The sequence below is a fragment of the Desulfosalsimonas sp. genome (assembly GCF_055149105.1).
On record NZ_JBSRLA010000005.1, the window covers coordinates 16,944 to 33,883 of the forward strand.

The window sequence follows — 16,940 nt, forward strand, 5'->3', positions numbered from 1 at the left end:
GTTTAGAGGAACAATTCAGTACTGATATAGCGTTCGCCGGTGCTGGGCAAAATGGTGACAATGCGCTTTTTGGCAAACTCCGGCCGCCCGGCCAGTTCCAGGGCCGCCCAGGCCGCCGCACCAGAGGAAATCCCGCAAAGGATGCCTTCCCGGCTGGCAAGGGCCCTGGCTGTTTCAAAGGCCTGATCATTTGTCACCGTGATTACCTCGTTGATCAGGCCCGGGTCAAGGATTTCCGGGACAAACCCGGCGCCGATACCCTGGATCTTATGGGATCCCGAAGCTCCGCCGGAAAGCACCGGCGAGTCGGCCGGCTCCACGGCCACGGCATAAAATTGCGGATTTCTTTGCTTTAACAGCCCTGCCACGCCTGTGATCGTGCCGCCTGTGCCCACGCCGGCCACCAGGACATCCACCTGACCGCCCGTGTCGTGCCAGATTTCTTCTGCGGTTGTTTTGCGATGGATTTCCGGATTGGCCGGGTTGGAAAACTGATCGGGCATAAAGGCATTTTCATAGGTGGCCACCATTTCCCCGGCCGCCTGAATGGCGCCTTTCATGCCGTATTCCGCCTGGGTGAGCACCAGCTCCGCACCCAGATGTGAAAGCAGCTTGCGCCGCTCGATGCTCATGGTCTCGGGCATGGTCAGACACAGCCGGTAGCCCCGAACCGCGCATACAAAGGCAAGGGCAATGCCGGTGTTGCCGCTGGTGGGCTCCACAATCAGTGATCCCGGCCCGATTTTTCCCTCTCGTGCGGCCGCATCCAGCATGGCCGCTCCAATCCGGTCCTTCACACTTCCCAGGGGGTTGAAAAATTCAAGCTTGGCATAGACTTCAGCCCCGGCAGATGCCGGGCCGGATTCAGACAAGCTATTTAGCCGCACCAGGGGCGTGTTTCCCATGGTCTCGGAGATATCGGCAAACAGGGGCATTTTTTGCGCTTCCTTTATGGCATCAAACCCTTAGCGGGTTTTTCCGGTAAATCAGGCGCGGCGATTCCAGAAGCACCGTGGTGTCGGCGGGAACCGGCTCGGTGATCCAGACATTGCCGCCGATCACTGAACGGGCGCCGATAATGGTGTCCCCGCCCAGGATCGTGGCCCCGGAATAAATGACCACGTCGTTTTCAATGGTGGGATGGCGCTTGGTTTCCCGCATTTCATCGGCCTTGCTGCGGGGCACCGAAAGGGCCCCGATGGTAACCCCCTGGTAAATCCGCACGTTATCGCCGATCCGGGCGGTTTCGCCCACCACAACACCGGTGCCGTGATCAATGGTGAAGCTTTCACCGATGACCGCGCCCGGATGAATGTCAATGCCGGTAATCCGGTGGGAGTGCTCGGTCATGATCCTGGGAACCAGGGGAACAGACAGGGCATGGAGGCAGTGGGCAATGCGGTAGACCATGATGGCAAACATGCCGGGATAACTAAAAATAATTTCATCGTAGCTCTTGGCAGCCGGGTCACCCTTGTATGCCGCGACAACATCCTTTGCCAGCTGATGCTGCAAATCCGGCACGGATTTGAGAAACGCCAGGGCGGTTTCATATCCGCGCTTCCGGCAGTCGCTGCATTCCAGGTCAAACTTGAAGCATTCATAGCGAACAGCCCGCGTGATCTGCTCGGCCAACATGTCATATAACAGGGTCACCTGCCGGCCCATGTTGTATTTGAGATTCACCGGATCGATTTTTTCCCGGCTGAAAAAACCGGGAAACAGCATTTCCCGCAGGTTTTGTAGGATATCAATGACTTCTGCCTCAGAAGGAGCAGGCTCGTAATCGATATGGGTATAGGACTGCTCCTGGCCGCAGCCCGCAAGGATGTCCTCCACCACCCCGGGCAGTTTTTGTCTGTATCCGGAGTAGTCGCGCACCTCGTCCTTGCAGGTCATAGCTTTGGGATGCCGGGTATCACTTTCCATTATCTGCCTTTTTCATATGGGCGGGGCAATGGTAACCAGCACCCGCATGTCGGTTTCCGCGCGGATGCCGTGGGGCTCGCTGATATCGGAGATCAGAACGTCGCCCGGGGCCGCTGGCATGCCGGCATCTTCTGCGCCCAGAAACTCGCCTGTGCCTTCGAGCACGGTGATGCTCAACTGCCCGTCGATATCATGGGAATGTACGGGCAGTTCCTGGCCGGCCTTGAAATTGAAATTGATCACCTTGAAATAAGGCGAATCATGCACCAGAAATTTCTTCAATGATTTTTCGGAAAAATCGTTTTCCTTAAACACTTCAACTTTTTTGAGCATGTCGGCTCCTTTCGCCAATGCCGTTGGTATGTCTGCAAAATCCCCCCGGGGGGTGCGGGCCCGGATCCCGTCCGGTGCCCGCACCGGGTTGCGGGAGGACAACCCTGTTCTTTGGTACGGCTTATCCCAGAATGGCCTTCAGATCCTCGTCCGGGGTGCTGATGGGCTTGATGTCGAATTTGTCCACAAGCACATTGAGCACATTTGACGAGACAAAAGCCGGCAGACTGGGCCCGAGCCGGATGTCCTGGATGCCCAGGTAAAGCAGTGTCAGCAGGATGGCCACGGCCTTCTGCTCATACCAGGAGCATATGATGGAAAGCGGCAGATCGTTTACCCCGCAGTCAAAGGCATCTGCCAGGGCCGATGCAATCTTGATGGCCGAATAGGCATCATTGCACTGACCGAGGTCGAGCAGACGCGGAATGCCGCCGATGGCACCCAGCTTTTTGTCAAAAAATCTGAACTTGCCGCAGGCAAAGGTCAGCACCATGGTGTCTTCCGGGGCCTTTTCCACAAACTCGGTGTAGTAGTTGCGGCCCGGTTTTGCCCCGTCGCAGCCCGCCACCACGAAGAAATGGCGGATGTCTTTGTTTTTCACCCCTTCGATGACCTTGTCGGCCACACCGAGCACCGCGTTGTGACCAAAGCCCACCATGACCGATCCGCGATCGGCGTCTGCCTCAAATCCCGGCAGGGAAAGCGCCTTTTCAATGGCCGGGGTGAAATCCTTGTCCGCAATATGGGTTACCCCGGGCCAGCCCACAAGGCCGGTGGTGAAAATATTGTCCTGGTAGACCTCCTGGGGCTTCTGGATGCAGTTGGTGGTCATGACAATGGCGCCCGGAAACTCGGCAAACTCCTTTTTCTGGTTCTGCCAGGCCGTACCGTAATGACCGTAGAAATGCCCGTATTTCTTGAGTTGCGGATATCCGTGGCAGGGCAGCATCTCGCCGTGGGTATAAACGTTAATACCCTTTCCCTCGGTCTGCTTGAGGATGGTTTCAAGGTCTTTGAGATCATGACCGGAAACCAGCAGGGCCTTGCCCTTTTTGGCGCCCAGGGGCACTTCCGTGGGCTCGGGGTTGCCGTAAGCCCCGGTGTTGGCCGCATCAAGCAGTTCCATGGTCAAAAGGTTGGTCTCGCCGCACTTGAGAACCAGTCCCAGCAGGTCGTTGACCCCCAGATTCTCGTCCAGGGTGGCTGCCAGACCCTCGTAGATGAAATCAAAAATCCGGTCGTCTGTCTTGCCCAGAATCGCGGCGTGATCGGCATAGGCGGCAATACCCTTGATGCCGTATGTCAGGGTCTCCTTTAAGGAATGAATGTCCTGGTCTCTGACCTTGACATCGGCCTCAGGGCCGAAATTTTCTCCCTGGGCAACCAGTTCCTCTGTGGTTTCTGCCGGTACGAACGTTGCCGGCCCGCTGGTGTAATCGGTCCATCCCCCGGCTGCCTCCACCTTTTTCTTCAGTTCATCGCGGTGATTGACGCACTGTTTGATAAGCTCCACAAACCGCGGAGGGTCGAAATCCACGTTGGTGAGGGTGGAGAACATGGCCTCGCAGGCGAAATGATCGATTTTGGGATCTTTTACGCCGACCTTGCGGCCCTCGTTGGCCACCTGGGCCAGGCCCTTGACCGCGTAGATCAAAACGTCCTGAAGTTCGGCCACATCGGGCTGCTTTCCGCAGACACCGATCTTTTCGCAGCCCTCGCCTTTTGCCGTTTGCTCACACTGAAAACAAAACATGGAATGCCTCCTTTGCTGGGGTTGTCTTTTGGTTTTGGTTCGTAAAAACGTTGTCTATGTTTTGGCCCTGTTATAGCCCGGCAGGAAAATGCAGACCTTGACTTAGGTCAAGACAGGAAAAATTTTTTATCCAAAAAACAAAGCCTCGGTTCTATCCTTGTTAACAAAGATAAAACCGAGGCTTTGAATTTGCAAAAAATGCCGGATCAATTTTCAAATCCGGCACACCCGGGGGTTACTGGCTGCCGAAAATGGCCTCCGGTTTTGTGGTTCTTCCCGTGGCGTTGGGAAAATCCGTAGCCTTTTCGGCCTTTTTGTTATGCTCGATCAACTCCCGGCCTTCCTTCATAAAGGAATTATACCGTTTTTTGACCTCGTAGAAGCCGTGCCACCAGGTATAATCCGGGGCCATCATTGCCGCGCCCATGCGGGCCCGGCGGCCTTCGTGATGCCACAGCTCGTAGTATTCAACCTCTATTTTTTCATCAAACATCTTTTCATCATCCACCAGTCCCTTTTCATAAAGCTCGTTCATCAGGTCCATGGCCGGCTTGAAATAAACCTCGTTGTATTCCTCCACCACCTTGTCAAATGTGGCGTAATGGTCGTCCACCCAGTTGTCGCCATGGCACTGCAGGCAGATCTCCTTCATTTTCTTGCGCTCCACTTCCCAGTTGGTTTTGGCGGGAAACGCTTTGAAATCAGACGGGCGGACGGTTAGCGGGGCCTGAATTTCCCAGGACAGACGTTCTGTGACGTCATGGGTAGTGCGTGTGGTGCCGGCGCCGCTCATGTGGCAGGATGCACATGTGGGTGCCCGGTAATCCACGCCCGGAGACCAGGTGCCCGGGGCTGCGTCCCAGTTGTACTCATCGCCGAAGCTGTCGTAAATGGCGCCGTGCTTGGACTCTGTGTAGATTTCGATCTGGGGGTGATCCGGACCCAGATGGCACTGGCCGCAGGCCTGGGGCTTTCTGGCCTCCATTAAGGCAAATCGGTGCCGGGTGTGGCAGGAGCTGCAGCTTCCCTTGCTGCCGTCGGGATTTATGCGTCCAACGCCCACATTGGGCCAGGTTTCCGGGGTGAGGTTGCCTTCCTCATCGGTTTCCAGGACAGTACCGTGGCAGTAAAAACACCCGGAAGCCCGCTCAAAATCGCTGTTCATGCCCTTGTTTAACCACGGATCGATTTTCCAGATGATCTCAAGGGTGTTGGCATGCTTGCTGCGCTTGTACTGCTCGGCCTCGTCGGGGTGGCACCGGGAGCAGTCCTTTGGCGAAACCACGCCGGACACGGGCACCCGGTATCGTTTCCGGCCCCATTTGGAATCGGATTTTTCATACTGCTTGAAATGGTCCCGGTTCACGTCCGCATCGGTTTCCTCGGCCCGGTGGCAGTCAATGCAGGTGATGTTGGCGTTGGCGTGCCGGCTGTTGGCCCAGTCGCCGAAAATGCCGGGATGTTCCTGCTTGTGGCACTGGATGCAGGCCATGCCGGGCTCTGAAATGGAGCGCTCAATGCGGAATTCCTTTTGCTTTGCCATGTCCTGGTCGTCCTGCGATGATACAATGGCAGGCAAGGCCAGTAAAAATAACATGACACTGATCATTGCGCCGAATAATAACTTTTTCATACCCGCCCTCCATGCGTGTCAAAAAAAGGTGATGATTCATATTTATGCACACGTTGATCAATTCAGCTCATATTGTTTGTAGCGGTAGACCTCGGTGGGGTTGTGCACCAGGTCCTTATGACAGTCCACGCATCGTTTTTCCCGGCCGGGAAGCGCGTGTATCACCGAACGGTGGGCCAGCATGGCCCCGCGTTTGTCCGGGATATACAAAATATTGCGATGGCATTTCTGGCACTGGGCATTGTCAAAGGAATCATAGGCCTTTTGCCGGTTTTTTTCCCGGTCGTATTCATCCATGGTAAAATGAACGATAATGTCCTTGATGCCGTGCAGTGTTTTTTTGTAGAAAAAATCAACAGTATCGTGGGGCGCCGGCAGATGGCAGTCCATACAGTCGGCCACAAAGCCCTGGGCGTTATTGACGTGGGTGGAGGTTTTCCACGTATTGTAGGCGTATTCGATTTCGTGGCAGGAAGCACAGAACTGCGGGGTTGAGGTGCGGACCATTGTATAGTAGGTCATTGAAAAAATCGGAAAAGCGATAACAATGCCTACGGCCACCAGCAGAAAAGCCTTGAGATAGGGTCGTTTCCTTTTCATAAGCCTCCTGTGCGCAGGTGCGGTCTTTTAAAGTAAACGGCCGGAACGGGTGCTGTTATTTTATTTCAGAAAAAGATACCGGCCCTTTCAATACTTGTCAATTTTTTTAAAGCCGTTTTATCAAAACGGTGCCGCCACAAACCCGGAAAAAGCAGCCCATGGACGGAAAAATAAACTTTTTTTACCGCATCGGCCTTATTGCGGAAGGGTTTTTCCCGGCCATGCTGTTTCTTCCCGGCCGGATATCTACAGGGCCCAGGCCCTGTTGCGGCCGGCCTTCTTTGCCGCATACAGGGCCTGGTCCGCTCTTTTGATCAGGGCTTCGGGGGAATCGGCTTCGGATATATGGGCAACCCCGATGCTGACAGTGACCTGGTGCCGGTTTTCCAGCATGTCGGCTTGGGCGACGATCTGTCTTACCCGTTCGGCAAGTTCCAGGGCCTCTTCTGCCGTTGTATGGGAAAGATACATGATAAATTCCTCGCCGCCGAACCTGGCGGCAAAATCCTCGTGCCGGCAGTTTTGCCGCACCAGCTGGCCGAAGTGTTTCAAAACAGTGTCTCCGGCATCATGGCCGTAGGTGTCGTTTACGTACTTGAAGTGATCCAGGTCCAGCATGACAACTGACAGCGGCGCATTATGGCGCCTGGCCAGGGAAAATGCATGCTCGTAGCGCTCCTGGAAATAGCGGCGGTTGGCAAGGCCTGTGAGGGAATCTGTACGGGAAAGCTCCCTGATTTTCCGGTTGGCTTTTTCAAGCTCCCGGTTTTTTTGGGCAAGCTCCCGGCTCAGCCCGGACAGTTCGTTGTTGAGAAGCGACATGCTCTGCAGCACTTCGTTGTCAGTGCCCCCCAGACGATCCCCGAAGACGAGAAACCCGTTTTCCAGACCAAAGCAATAGCATTTGTAGAGAATCTCAGAGTAACAGACCTTGAAAATCTGGGGCAGCAGGGTGTCGTCCTGCCTGGATACCAGCAGTGAAAAGGATTCATCTTCAAGGGGGCACAGGATATCGCCCAGGGCTCTGCCCAGGGGCCTTTCCGGAAGGTGGAGGTTTCTGGCAAGATTGTCGTTGCAGGCCGTGATGCGATAATCTTTGTCCGTGACCACCGCAAGAACGCTGCCGGCAACATTGAAAAATACACGTACGGCTGCAGAATTCTGCTGGATTATTTCAAAAAGGGTCATTTTCCGGCCGCTTTCAGCCATTTTTCCGCCAGGGCAACGGCCTGGCTTGAATTTTCAGCAAACCCGTCAGCCCCGAATTTCCGGGCCAGTTCCGGGTAATCGGCAAAGGCCTGGCCCCCGACCATGATTTTGGGCTGCTTGTCCCGGGGCCAGGCTCTGATGCCCTGGATAATGTTTTGAATGGCTTCGAGGTTAAACGGGATCGTGGCGGAAATGGCCACAAGGTCAAACTCCCGGGCTGAAACATACTCCAGAAGCTCTGACACCGGTGTGTTGGCACCCAGAAAAAAGACTTCCCATCCATCCGCCTCCAGGGCGTTTGCCACCATTGTGGCCCCGATTTCGTGGAATTCATTGGCCCCGGCCGTGACCACGGCCCTTGCCCTGAAATTTTCCGGCGACTCCATGAGCTCGATATACTGCGCGGACATGACCCGGTTGACAATGGCCGAGGCCAGATGTTCCCTTGCAACGCTCAACTCTCCGGACTCCCACATGGAACCCACGGCATACATGGCCGGCTGGACAACATTGACATAAAACGCATTGAGTCCGGACAGATCCGGTACAGCATCCCTGGCCAGGGCCATGGCCCCATGGCGGTCTGCATTGAGCAGGCTTTGGAGAAACGCCTGATAAACCGGCTGCCATTGTTGGGCAGGCTCAGGGGCACCGGAAACAGATTGCTCTGAGAGACGGATAAATTGCCCGTGCCTGGAGATGATCCAGTCATATACCGCCACAAGACAGGCGGCGTCCTCCGGCGCCAGGGTCTCTTCCAGAACCTGGCGCCAGGTCCGGAGATGCGCGGAAAAATAGTCAAAGGAAAATCCGTGGCCGTGATATGCCCGGTACATCCAGGGAATGGTGTTGAGCAGCAGGGGGTATTCATTCAGAATAAACACGTTGCTCATAAACACGGCATGATTTTTGTGATTCTCAAACATCATGCTCAGCGGGTTGTTGCCGATCAAAAGATTGAGATCGGGCCGGCGGCTCATGCGCTTGTTGACCTTCTCCACCATTTCGCCCAGATGCTGCTTATGGGACAGTGCGGCTTTTTCCGGAATTTCGGGCAGTTGTCCGATTTCATATTGCAGATCAGAATCCATAATCCCTCTCAGGCGGCAAAAAACCCCTTGCGGTCCTGCAAATAAAATATAAACTGCATGGACAAAAGACCCCGTTTGACTTGGTTTGGACGAATCTATTTTACAGCGTCGGGCAAATGAATCAAGAAGGATTTATCCATTTGCCTGCAAAACAACCCGGAGGCACAATGAACGACAGCTTAAAACAGGACGTGACGGAATTTCTGGGCCGGCAGGTCCAGACAGTGGGCTTTGCACCCGTGCAGCGCTTTGACAGCGCACCGGAAAAACACCACCCATCGCGTATCTGCAAAGACGCCCGAACCGTCATTGTATTTGGAATCCCCATTTCCCGGGGTATTCTTTCATCCCCGGACTACAATCTCTACGGCATCCACCGCTCCTACCATACCGTGTACCGGCAGCTCGATGAAATCGGCCTGGCTTTGAGCAACTTCATCGAATCCAGGGGGCCGTATGCCGCATTTTCCGTGCCCAGCTACGCGCCAATGGTTTTCCACGGGGCCGAACCCTGGGGGCTGCTTTCTTTGAAACATGCGGCGGTCAATGCCGGCCTGGGGGCCTTCGGCAGAAGCGGCCAGATGTATCACCCGGAATACGGCTCGCTTCTGCGCCTGGCAGCGGTGGTCACAAGCGCGGAAATGCCGGCCGACCCGGTCATTGACAAAGACCCCTGCCCGGAGGGCTGCACTGCATGCCAAAAAAAATGCCCTGCGGGCGCGTTTACAGAGGACGGAAATTTTCAGAAAATGACCTGCCTGCCCCACTCTGTCAAGCACGCCATCTATCCCCTGGCCCTGAAAGGTGCTGATGCGTTAAAATACATCGAGCGGGTGGTCAACACCGCCGGCCACGACTACTGGCTGGCCTGTGACGAATGCCTGAAGGCCTGTCCCAACAACCGGCCCCGAAAACCGGCGGCAGGATAAAAAAACGCATCAACGCGGGGTTACGGCTTTTGATCATCGATCACCGCAGGGGCTTTTTTGAGCCATACTGCAAAGCAGGCCCCGCCCAGATCTGAATCGCGGATTTCCACATCACCCTGGTGGGCCCGTGCACATGCCTGGACCGAAAGCAGGCCCAGGCCGCTTGCGTCTTGGCGTGTGGTATAAAAGGGTTCCATGACGGTTTGGCGCATGTCAGCGGCAATGCCGGGGCCGTTGTCGTGTACTTCCGCTACCAAAAAATCATCCTGCTCAAACAGGCGCACCTCGATGCGGCCCTGCTCACCCGCGGCCTGGGCTGCATTTAAAACCAGATTGAGAACCATCTGATAGACCAGAAAAAGGTTGCCCATAAACATCAGGTCTTCGGGCCCTTTGAGGTCGATTTCGCAAAACCGCAGACTGCGGTGTTTCCCTGCAAATGTCAGGGCGTCTCTTACGGCGGCGAAAAGATTGAAATACTCTTTTGTGGCCTGCAGACTGCTGGCCCGGGCCAGCTTTCGGGCCAGATTTTTCAGCCGGTCCTGGGCGTCATTGACCTTTTTCAGGGCCCCGGGCTTTTGCTCTCCTGCCGCATCCGCCAGTTCCTCAATGTTGTATTCCAGGGTCATGAGCAGGCTGCTGATTTCATGCGCCACGGAATCTGCCAGCACCAGGGCCGATGCCTGCCTTTCTGCGGCGATCAGACGGTTTCCGAAATTGAGCAGCCACCGGTGCTGCCGGTCAAGGCGGGCGAGCATGCCGTAAATGATGCAAAACAGCAGCACAGTGGTAAAGACGATAAACACCAGGCCCTTGAATTTTTCAATGGATTCCAGCTCTGATACGCTCGGCGCCGCCAGGGCCGCAATATGGCTTGAAAAAAGAATATATGCCACCCCTGCGGCAAAAAAAACGCCGCAGGCCGCAAAGGCGATTTTAAGCGGCTTTCCCGGCGGTTCGATCAGGCCCGGGGATAAAAAAGAAGAACTGCGCTCACCGGCCATCTTTTAATCTCCAACAACTATATTGGCTCTATCTCACAAAAATGCGCGCTTACCTGTAAGCATAAAAATTAACAGGAAAAATTTTTTTTGCCACTTTCCAAACCAGAGCCTTCCAAAATCATAAAAACCATTGGTGACATTGCTTTTCAAACCAATCTACCGGCCCTCAATGCTGCAGTGGAAACCGTCCGGGCAGGCGAGACCGGAAAACCGGAAATAAGCAATATCGGTCAAGGCAGCAAAGCAGCGGCCGGGTCCCGGCGTTAACCCATCAGGATATATACACAGAATAAAAAAATATGATATACTGCGGCAAATGCCTGAACATGGAAACAAATACACGGCCGTAGCCGTGGCATATGCCTCTGTTGTGCTGGGCTCGGGGGCGCTGCTTTGGTTCGGGGCCTTTGTCTATGCGGGATCTTTTTCCGTATGGGACTTCGGCTTTGGGCCTTTGCCGGTTTTATTCACCGATGCCGGGCTGAGCCTGGTATTTTTCCTCCAGCACAGCACCATGCAGCGAAGGTGGTTTAAGGCGCGGCTGGACAAATACGCGGCCCGGCCTTTCCACGGTGCCGTCTATGGCCTGTCATCAGCTATCGCCCTTTTTATTGTGCTTGCCGGATGGCAGACAAGTCCGCATGTTCTGATTTCCGCCGAAGGCTGGTATCGGCTTGGCTGCCGGCTGCTTTTCTGGGCTTCGGTTGCAGGATTTGCATGGGGGGTAAAAACCCTTGGTTCATTTGACAGCTTTGGCGCAAAAACCCTTTTGCGCCACACCGGCAACAGGCCAAAGAAGGCGGCAGCCCTTACAATCCGGGGGCCTTACAAACATGTCCGGCATCCCCTGTATTTTTTCACACTCCTGATGATCTGGTCATGCCCGGATGTTTCCGCTGACAGGCTGGTTTTTAACGTGCTCTGGAGCGCATGGATCGTCACGGGAGCATGGCTTGAGGAAAAAGATCTGGTGCGCGATTTCGGCGGGCAGTACCGAAATTACCAAAGGCAGGTACCAATGCTGATTCCATGGAAAACACTGACCCGGCGTTGACCTGCCCGCAAATCGGCAGACACTGCACCGGGCCCCTTTTGCACTCCGGTTTGACAGCACCGGGCAAGCGATTACCTTGCAAGTATGGAAGACGAATACGGCAAGCGTGTTTTTCAAGGCAAATATTATCGCAAAAGGAGGCCCGCCAATGCAGGACAAACGAAATCTTCAGAAAAAAATGCAGGAACAGATCGATTGCTTTGCCGGCACGGATTATCTCACCAAGCTCGGTGCGGTCAAAAACGAACCGGACAAGGAACAGGCGCCGCTTCAGTGGCTTGCCCTGGCAATCCTTTACGGCATCAACGAAAACGCCAAGAAGATCAAAATAGAAAAAAACCAGGACGGCACAAACCGCCTTGTGGCAGAATTCAGAGACTTTGATCTTCCCTCGCCGGGCGACGACGTCATTGAGGGAATTTTCGAGGCCATGCGTCAAATGACCCACATTGAAGACGACAAGGGCAAGCTTTCCCTCAGTATCGGGGTCCGCGACAGCAGCCTGGATCTGGAGGCAAAAATCAAAAAGCAGGACGACAAAGAAAAGATTTCCCTGAAATTCCCTGACAAATAAATCCCTTCACAACCCCAGCACAAAAAGGGCGTCGCCGGACTGACACCTGTTTCCGGCACCGCCCTTTTTTTCATCTCCCCGCAGGCTTTCATTTAATCTTTTTGCAAACATGCCGATTACATCAATAAGGGGCAATATGTGCCGGAGTGCCCCTGTAAAAAGTTTTTTACAGGCTTATCAACCCACTGGCAGGGGATTTTGTAATGAAAACGCACCAGGAAAACAGCCGGGAGGAACAAAAATCCCTTGCCGGCTCCCGCAAACAACTCAAAACAATGATAGACTCCGTGCATACGGCCATTGTTGTCATCAACGGCAGCAGCGGCCTGATTGCCGAAGTCAACCCCGCGGCCCTGGAAATTCTCGAAGCGCAAAGCCGGGATCTTCTGGGCCGTCACTGCCGGGAGATTTTCTGCAGGGGCAACCGGCAGCATTGCCCGATTTCAGACGAAACAATTGAAATCAAAAACCACGAGCAGACAATCCCGGGCCCGGATGGCACAAAAAAACATATCCTTAAAACCATTTCACCCTTTTATATCCGGCAGACCCGCTACCTGCTGATCAGCTTTGTGGACATCTCGCCAATCAAGGCAACCGAAAAAAGCCTCCAGCAATCCCATAACGAGATGGAAGCCCTGCTGTCTGCCATTTCCTCGATTTTAATCGAAATCAACACCGCTGACAGGGTTATCCGGTGGAACCGCAAGGCTGCTGAGACATTCGGCATTCTCAGCTCAGAGGCATCGGGCATGGCCATAATGGAGCTGCCCGTTGACTGGGACACCGGCCAGATCCAGGAGGGAATCAACATCTGCCGGGACACAAGACAGACCTACCGGTTAAACGATCTTGGATTCACGCGCCAGGACGGCCGCAAAGGGATTCTGGGCCTGACGTTTTCACCGTTTTACAACAACAAGAAACGCGCTTCAGGGATACTGATCATGGGTGCTGACATAACAGACCGCAAAAACCTGGAAAGTCAGCTGGCCCAGGCCCAGAAACTCGAATCCATAGGCCAGCTTGCCGCGGGAATCGCCCATGAGATCAACACGCCCATCCAGTACGTGGGCGACAACACCCAGTTTTTGAAACAGGCATTTGAAGACATTTTCCATGTACTGGAAAAATACGGACATCTCGCAGACACAGTCATTAACGGCGGCGATCCCCGGGACTGCATTGCCGGAATCAATGAAGCGATCGCGGATGCAGACCTGGAATTTCTCCGCCGGGAAGTGCCCGACGCTGTGGAGCAGACCCTCCAGGGCGTCAACCGGGTTTCAGGCATTGTCAAATCCATGAAGGATTTCTCCCACCCGGGAAGCGAGGAAAAAGTGGCCCTTGATATCAACAAGGCCCTGGAAAGCACCCTGATCATCTCGCGCAATGAGTACAAGTACGTCTCTGATGCCGTAACCGACTTTGACAAAAACCTGCCGCCAGTCAACTGCTTTGCCGGTGAGATCAACCAGGTTTTTTTAAACATCATCATAAACGCCGCCCATGCCATTGCCGATACGATAAATGGCGACACCGGCGCCAAAGGCACCATCACCGTCCGGACCCGAAACACCGGGAATGCGGCTGAAATCGCCATATCTGACACCGGCAAAGGCATACCCGAAAAGGACCTGCCTTATATATTTGACCCGTTTTTCACCACCAAGGAAGTGGGAAAGGGAACAGGCCAGGGCCTGTCGCTTTCTTATGCCACGGTTGTTGAAAAACACGGCGGCACCCTTTACTGCACGTCCGAGCCCGGAAAGGGAAGCACATTTGTCCTGCGGCTGCCCTTCTAAGGCGCAAAGGGGAAAAAGGACCTTTTGAAAATGAAAAAAAACATTCTTTTCGTGGATGACGAGCCAAACGTGCTCCAGGGCCTTAAAAGAATGCTGCACGGGATGCGGCGGGAATGGCACATGGCGTTTGTTCAAAGCGGGGCTGCTGCACTTGCGGCAATGGAGCAGTCCGGCTTTGACGTTGTTGTCACCGACATGCGGATGCCGGAGATGAGCGGCGATGTCCTGCTGGCCCATATCCGGGAAAGATACCCGGAAACCGTGCGCCTGGTCCTGTCGGGCTATTCGGATGCAAAGCTGATAATGGGCTCGGTACAGCTGGCCCACCAGTATATTTCCAAGCCCGTTTCCCCGGAAGAACTCAAAAAAAAGATCAATCGCGCATGCGCCCTTTTGGAGCTTCTGGAAAAGCCCGCCCTGCGCAGCATTGTCTCGAGCATGGAGGCCATTCCCACCCTTCCCCACATGTTTTTCGAAATAACCGGGGAACTGGAAAAAGAAGAGGCTTCCATGAAAAAAATCGGGGAGATGATTTCCCGCGATCCGGCAATGACGGCCAAAATCCTGCAGATTGTCAATTCGTCTTTTTTCAGCCTGCCCAGGACCATCAAAAGCCCGGCCGAGGCGGTCAACCTGCTGGGACTCGATACGGTGACCTCACTTGTGCTGACACTGGAAATCTTTTCCAAATTCGACAGGCAAAAACTCGAAGTTTTCGACATCGAGAGATTATGGGATCACAGCGTGCGAACCGGCACTTTGGCCAGACAGATCGCCGCCCACGGAGACATGGACAAGACCACCATCGACAATGCCTGCATGGCCGGCCTTCTCCATGACGTGGGAAAACTGGTTTTCATGGACAATTTCATTGACCCCTACCAGGAGGCACTGGCAATGGCAGGGCAGGAACAAATCCCCCTGCATGAGGCCGAAATCCGGATTTTCGGCGCCACCCACTGCCAGATCGGCGCCTATCTTCTGGGAATATGGGGGCTGCCGGGCAACATCGTTGAAACCGTGGGTTTCCACCACATGCCCGAAGATCTGCCCGACAGCACCAACAGAACCCTGCAGGCCGTATACCTGGCAAACGCCTTTGCCCTATACGATGAAGCGGAAACGGAGATTTCCGAGCTGATCTCCGCCTTAAACCCTGATTATCTCCGGGAAGCGGGAATGCTGGAACACCTTGAGGCCTATGACGAAATCCGCAGAAACATGCTGGCGGGGGAAAACGGCAATGATGGATGAAAAGGTATTGTTTGTCGATGACGAGCAAAATGTATTAGACGGTATCAGACGCCAGCTTAGAAACAAAATCCGGGCGGAAACCGCCCTGGGTCCGGTGGAGGGCTTAAAAGCGGTTAACAAAAACGGCCCCTTTGCAGTGGTGGTGTCCGATATCCGTATGCCGCTTATCGACGGAATCAAGTTTTTAACCCGGGTCAGGCAGGCCGCACCGGAAACCGTGCGCATGGTCCTGACCGGAAACGCAGACATTGAAAACGCCATAAAGGCGGTTAATGCCGGCCATGTCTTCAGGTTCATGACAAAGCCCTGCCCCGCCGAGCAATTAATGGAGATGATCCGGGCCGGCATCGAACAATACCGCCTGGTCCGCTCGGAAAAAGAACTGCTCGAACAAACCCTCAGGGGCAGTATCAAAATGATGACAGAAATCCTTTCCATGGTGGCGCCGGAGGCCTTTGGCCGGGCCTCGCGGATCAAACGGCATGCCGTGGAAACCGCAGTGGACATGAAACTGGGCGATCTGTGGAAAATCGAAACCGCGGCTTTGCTCTCCCAGATCGGGTTTGCGGTGCTGCCCGGCACAAGCGTGGCGGATCTGTACACCAGCCGGGATACCGACCCGGCCCAAAAGGATCTTCTGTCCAGACACGCAGACGTGGCCTACAACCTGATCTCCCACATCCCCCGGATGCAGGACGTGGCCCGAATAATCCGGGACAGGGACAAGCCCCTTGAGATTTTTGAAGACAGCGAGTCATTGCCCGACCTGTACATGGAAACCGCAATCCTCAAGGCGGTATGTGACTATGACGTGCACGCGGGCCGGGAAAAAGACCCGGAAAAAGCACTGGAAAAGCTCAGGGCGGACCCGACGCGCTATCCGGCACAAGTAATGGATTCCCTGGAAAAAATCGTCCGCCGCCGGGAGACCTACGAGCCCAGGCAGGTCAGCGTCAAACAGCTTGAGCCGGGAATGATCATCCGCGAGGAGGTGCGCAGCCTGAAGGGTATCCTGCTGATCACAAAGGGCCAGGAAGTCGGGGATGCCACCATTGAACGGCTCGGCAACTACGCCCGCTCCGGGCAGGGCGTGGCAGAGCCCATCCACGTGCACGCTCCGGTACACAGGCCCGTTTAAATCAGAGAGGCGACCGGCCGCCGGTGCGCCCGGGAATGGCTGCTGCAAAAAATGCGGCAATGGCGACCATGTAGGCGGCAACAAAGAGGTACAGGGCATTAAGGATGCCTGCCAGCCCCAGACTGCGGTCACCAGTCCCACCATGGGCGCAAGCAGCAGGCCGCCGGCCGATATCCCCACCAGGGCGATTCCGGTGGCCGTGCCCCGGCTGCGGTCAAACCAGTTGGAAATCAGACTGGAGACCGGCACCACCCCCATGCCGCACACGGTTGCCGCCAGCAGGGCGTAAACCAGGTAAAAATACCACAGCCACCGGGTCAGGCTCACCAGAACAAAACATGCCCCGGCCCCCACAGCGCAGACCAGCATGACCCGTCGGGGCCCGAAACGGCCGATCAGCCGGCCGTGGACCGGGCCCATCAAACCGCCTGTGACCAGGTAAATGGACATGGTCAGGGATATGGCCGCCCGGTCCCAGCCGAATTGTTTTTCAATGGGCTCGATAAAAATGCTGAAGGAATAAAACCCCGCCCCGGCAAACAGAAAACAGAGCAGAAAACAGGCGCCGACAATGTACCAGCCGTAAAATATTTTGGTGTCAGGCATGGTTTATTTCACAGTAGATGCGGTAAAA

At 54.9% G+C, this 16,940-nt stretch carries 15 protein-coding genes and 2 pseudogenes; 7 read left to right on the top strand and 10 right to left on the bottom strand.

The features are described 5' to 3' along the window. Positions 1-2: 2 nt before the first annotated feature. The 8 genes from cysK to ACTCIA_RS02020 form a co-directional block, all read right to left on the bottom strand. Entirely contained in the window at positions 3-935 is a 933-nt protein-coding gene (cysK, locus tag ACTCIA_RS01985; protein ID WP_463000130.1) for a cysteine synthase A, read from the bottom strand. A gap of 22 nt (positions 936-957) precedes the next feature. Beyond that, entirely contained in the window at positions 958-1,929 is a 972-nt protein-coding gene (gene epsC / locus ACTCIA_RS01990; RefSeq protein WP_463000131.1) for a serine O-acetyltransferase EpsC, read from the bottom strand. Between the two features lie 12 nt (positions 1,930-1,941). Beyond that, entirely contained in the window at positions 1,942-2,262 is a 321-nt protein-coding gene (locus ACTCIA_RS01995) for a cupin domain-containing protein (RefSeq protein WP_463000132.1), read from the bottom strand. Between the two features lie 121 nt (positions 2,263-2,383). Further along, the gene (hcp, locus tag ACTCIA_RS02000) at positions 2,384-4,015 is read right to left on the bottom strand and encodes a hydroxylamine reductase (protein ID WP_463000133.1); all 1,632 of its coding nucleotides are present in this window, start codon (positions 4,013-4,015) and stop codon (positions 2,384-2,386) included. A 235-nt stretch (positions 4,016-4,250) separates the two neighbouring features. Beyond that, positions 4,251-5,648: a multiheme c-type cytochrome gene (locus ACTCIA_RS02005; protein ID WP_463000134.1), complete on the bottom strand. Its 1,398-nt coding sequence runs from the start codon at positions 5,646-5,648 to the stop codon at positions 4,251-4,253. 57 nt (positions 5,649-5,705) lie between these two features. Next, positions 5,706-6,248, bottom strand: coding sequence for a NapC/NirT family cytochrome c (locus tag ACTCIA_RS02010; RefSeq protein ID WP_463000135.1), 543 nt, complete (start codon positions 6,246-6,248; stop codon positions 5,706-5,708). A gap of 246 nt (positions 6,249-6,494) precedes the next feature. Beyond that, complete coding sequence (locus ACTCIA_RS02015) at positions 6,495-7,457, bottom strand: GGDEF domain-containing protein (protein ID WP_463000136.1); 963 nt, start codon at positions 7,455-7,457, stop codon at positions 6,495-6,497. Then, complete coding sequence (locus ACTCIA_RS02020) at positions 7,433-8,548, bottom strand: cobalamin B12-binding domain-containing protein (RefSeq protein WP_463000137.1); 1,116 nt, start codon at positions 8,546-8,548, stop codon at positions 7,433-7,435. The genes ACTCIA_RS02015 and ACTCIA_RS02020 overlap by 25 nt, the downstream gene beginning before the upstream one ends. A gap of 167 nt (positions 8,549-8,715) precedes the next feature. On the opposite strand from ACTCIA_RS02020, the gene ACTCIA_RS02025 reads away from it, so the two are divergent. Next, positions 8,716-9,477 (top strand): 4Fe-4S binding protein, encoded by a 762-nt coding sequence (locus ACTCIA_RS02025; RefSeq protein WP_463000138.1) that lies wholly within the window; start codon positions 8,716-8,718, stop codon positions 9,475-9,477. 20 nt (positions 9,478-9,497) lie between these two features. Here the strand turns inward: ACTCIA_RS02025 and ACTCIA_RS02030 are convergent, their stop codons facing one another. After that, positions 9,498-10,481, bottom strand: coding sequence for an ATP-binding protein (locus tag ACTCIA_RS02030; protein WP_463000139.1), 984 nt, complete (start codon positions 10,479-10,481; stop codon positions 9,498-9,500). A 105-nt stretch (positions 10,482-10,586) separates the two neighbouring features. On the opposite strand from ACTCIA_RS02030, the pseudogene ACTCIA_RS02035 reads away from it, so the two are divergent. The 6 genes and pseudogenes from ACTCIA_RS02035 to ACTCIA_RS02060 all read left to right on the top strand — a co-directional run. Then, positions 10,587-10,688, top strand: a pseudogene (locus ACTCIA_RS02035) (methyl-accepting chemotaxis protein); the annotation flags it as partial. Positions 10,689-10,797: 109 nt separating this feature from the next. Further along, positions 10,798-11,535, top strand: coding sequence for a methyltransferase family protein (locus ACTCIA_RS02040; RefSeq protein WP_463000140.1), 738 nt, complete (start codon positions 10,798-10,800; stop codon positions 11,533-11,535). 148 nt (positions 11,536-11,683) lie between these two features. Then, positions 11,684-12,109: a hypothetical protein gene (locus ACTCIA_RS02045; RefSeq protein WP_463000141.1), complete on the top strand. Its 426-nt coding sequence runs from the start codon at positions 11,684-11,686 to the stop codon at positions 12,107-12,109. 203 nt (positions 12,110-12,312) lie between these two features. Beyond that, complete coding sequence (locus tag ACTCIA_RS02050) at positions 12,313-13,914, top strand: PAS domain-containing sensor histidine kinase (protein WP_463000142.1); 1,602 nt, start codon at positions 12,313-12,315, stop codon at positions 13,912-13,914. Positions 13,915-13,944: 30 nt separating this feature from the next. Next, positions 13,945-15,168, top strand: coding sequence for an HDOD domain-containing protein (locus ACTCIA_RS02055; protein WP_463000143.1), 1,224 nt, complete (start codon positions 13,945-13,947; stop codon positions 15,166-15,168). Next, the gene (locus ACTCIA_RS02060; protein ID WP_463000144.1) at positions 15,158-16,306 is read left to right on the top strand and encodes a response regulator; all 1,149 of its coding nucleotides are present in this window, start codon (positions 15,158-15,160) and stop codon (positions 16,304-16,306) included. Before ACTCIA_RS02055 ends, ACTCIA_RS02060 begins: the two co-directional genes overlap by 11 nt. A 159-nt stretch (positions 16,307-16,465) precedes the next feature. Here ACTCIA_RS02060 and ACTCIA_RS02065 read toward each other — a convergent pair. Beyond that, a pseudogene (locus ACTCIA_RS02065) lies at positions 16,466-16,912 on the bottom strand (MFS transporter); the annotation flags it as partial. Positions 16,913-16,940: the final 28 nt, after the last annotated feature.

Coding starts and splice junctions, on each gene's coding strand:
- ACTCIA_RS02020 (WP_463000137.1), bottom strand. CDS start 8,548: ATGGATTCTGATCTGCAATATGAAATCGGACAACTGCCCGAAATTCCG.
- ACTCIA_RS02045 (WP_463000141.1), top strand. CDS start 11,684: ATGCAGGACAAACGAAATCTTCAGAAAAAAATGCAGGAACAGATCGAT.
- ACTCIA_RS02060 (WP_463000144.1), top strand. CDS start 15,158: ATGATGGATGAAAAGGTATTGTTTGTCGATGACGAGCAAAATGTATTA.
- ACTCIA_RS02005 (WP_463000134.1), bottom strand. CDS start 5,648: ATGAAAAAGTTATTATTCGGCGCAATGATCAGTGTCATGTTATTTTTA.
- ACTCIA_RS02040 (WP_463000140.1), top strand. CDS start 10,798: ATGCCTGAACATGGAAACAAATACACGGCCGTAGCCGTGGCATATGCC.
- epsC (WP_463000131.1), bottom strand. CDS start 1,929: ATGGAAAGTGATACCCGGCATCCCAAAGCTATGACCTGCAAGGACGAG.
- ACTCIA_RS02015 (WP_463000136.1), bottom strand. CDS start 7,457: ATGGCTGAAAGCGGCCGGAAAATGACCCTTTTTGAAATAATCCAGCAG.
- cysK (WP_463000130.1), bottom strand. CDS start 935: ATGCCCCTGTTTGCCGATATCTCCGAGACCATGGGAAACACGCCCCTG.
- ACTCIA_RS02025 (WP_463000138.1), top strand. CDS start 8,716: ATGAACGACAGCTTAAAACAGGACGTGACGGAATTTCTGGGCCGGCAG.
- ACTCIA_RS02010 (WP_463000135.1), bottom strand. CDS start 6,248: ATGAAAAGGAAACGACCCTATCTCAAGGCTTTTCTGCTGGTGGCCGTA.
- ACTCIA_RS02030 (WP_463000139.1), bottom strand. CDS start 10,481: ATGGCCGGTGAGCGCAGTTCTTCTTTTTTATCCCCGGGCCTGATCGAA.
- ACTCIA_RS02050 (WP_463000142.1), top strand. CDS start 12,313: ATGAAAACGCACCAGGAAAACAGCCGGGAGGAACAAAAATCCCTTGCC.
- hcp (WP_463000133.1), bottom strand. CDS start 4,015: ATGTTTTGTTTTCAGTGTGAGCAAACGGCAAAAGGCGAGGGCTGCGAA.
- ACTCIA_RS01995 (WP_463000132.1), bottom strand. CDS start 2,262: ATGCTCAAAAAAGTTGAAGTGTTTAAGGAAAACGATTTTTCCGAAAAA.
- ACTCIA_RS02055 (WP_463000143.1), top strand. CDS start 13,945: ATGAAAAAAAACATTCTTTTCGTGGATGACGAGCCAAACGTGCTCCAG.